This window comes from Brachybacterium sp. GCM10030252, from assembly GCF_042666535.1.
GTDB lineage: Bacteria > Actinomycetota > Actinomycetes > Actinomycetales > Dermabacteraceae > Brachybacterium.
The window spans coordinates 1-1,684 of the sequence record NZ_JBHTDM010000002.1 but is presented as its reverse complement, the minus strand read 5'-3'; the positions used below and the strand labels follow the sequence as shown (position 1 = coordinate 1,684).

Below are 1,684 nucleotides of genomic sequence, written 5' to 3'. Positions count from 1 at the left end.
AAACCGGGGCACATGGCGGGGTTGTCTCTTCAGAACCACACAGTGGACGCGAACACAGCAAACAACCAAAAAATGTGTTGATAAGTCATCGGCCATTAGTACCAGTCAGCTCCACACGTTGCCGTGCTTCCACATCTGGCCTATCAACCCAGTCATCTACTGGGGGCCTCTCACACAAAAGTGTATGGATATCTCATCTTGAAGCAGGCTTCCCGCTTAGATGCTTTCAGCGGTTATCCCTTCCCGACGTAGCCAACCAGCCATGCTCTTGGCAGAACAACTGGCACACCAGAGGTCAGTCCATCCCGGTCCTCTCGTACTAGGGACAGGACTTCTCAAATATCCAACGCGCGCAGCGGATAGGGACCGAACTGTCTCACGACGTTCTAAACCCAGCTCGCGTACCGCTTTAATAGGCGAACAGCCTAACCCTTGGGACCAACTCCAGCCCCAGGATGCGACGAGCCGACATCGAGGTGCCAAACCATGCCGTCGATATGAGCTCTTGGGCAAGATCAGCCTGTTATCCCCGGGGTACCTTTTATCCGTTGAGCGACACCCATTCCACAATGAGGTGCCGGATCACTAGTTCCTGCTTTCGCACCTGCCCGACATGTCTGTCTCGCAGTCAAGCTCCCTTGTGCACTTACACTCAACACCTGATTGCCAACCAGGCTGAGGGAACCTTTGAGCGCCTCCGTTACTCTTTAGGAGGCAACCGCCCCAGTTAAACTACCCATCAGACACTGTCCCTGATCCGGATCACGGACCGAGGTTAGGAATCCAGAACGACCAGAGTGGTATTTCAACAATGACTCCACACTCACTGGCGTGAATGCTTCCCAGTCTCCCACCTATCCTACACAAGCCGTCCCGAACACCAATATCAAACTGTAGTAAAGGTCCCGGGGTCTTTCCGTCCTGCTGCGCGTAACGAGCATCTTTACTCGTAATGCAATTTCGCCGAGTTCGCGGTTGAGACAGTGGAGAAGTCGTTACGCCATTCGTGCAGGTCGGAACTTACCCGACAAGGAATTTCGCTACCTTAGGATGGTTATAGTTACCACCGCCGTTTACTGGGGCTTAAATTCTCAGCTTCGATCCGAAGATCTAACCGGTCCTCTTAACCTTCCAGCACCGGGCAGGCGTCAGTCCGTATACAGCGTTTTACAACTTCGCACGGACCTGTGTTTTTAGTAAACAGTCGCTTCTCCCTGGTCTCTGCGGCCCTCAAGGCTCTCACCTCTCGGGCCCCCCTTCTCCCGAAGTTACGGGGGCATTTTGCCGAGTTCCTTAACCACGATTCTCTCGAACGCCTCGGTATTCTCTACCTGATCACCTGAGTCGGTTTCGGGTACGGGCGACCGTATTCGTCACGCCGGAACTTTTCTAGGCAGTACAGGATCACTCACCTTCGCCCCTACGGGATCCCCATCACGTCTCACCCAATACGGCACCGCATTACCGGTGCTCGGGCTGCTCGTTTGGACGGACTATTCCATTAAGTCCGCGGAAGCTACCTCTCTGCGTCATCCCCTGCGCTGACCTACTACAGCCTTGGTTCCCAGCCTCACCATCTGCCACACCCCGAAGGGCATGGCGACAGCTCGGGTGGTTAGCATCAGCTGCCTCGGTATGGGTCCTCCTACGATCGGTTCGGGAATATCAACCCGATGTCCATCGA

1 rRNA gene is annotated in these 1,684 nt (G+C 54.6%); it reads right to left on the bottom strand.

Features of this window, described 5'->3' with window-relative positions:
- Nucleotides 1-76: 76 nt before the first annotated feature.
- Nucleotides 77-1,684, bottom strand: a 23S ribosomal RNA gene (locus ACFQRJ_RS00015); the annotation flags it as partial.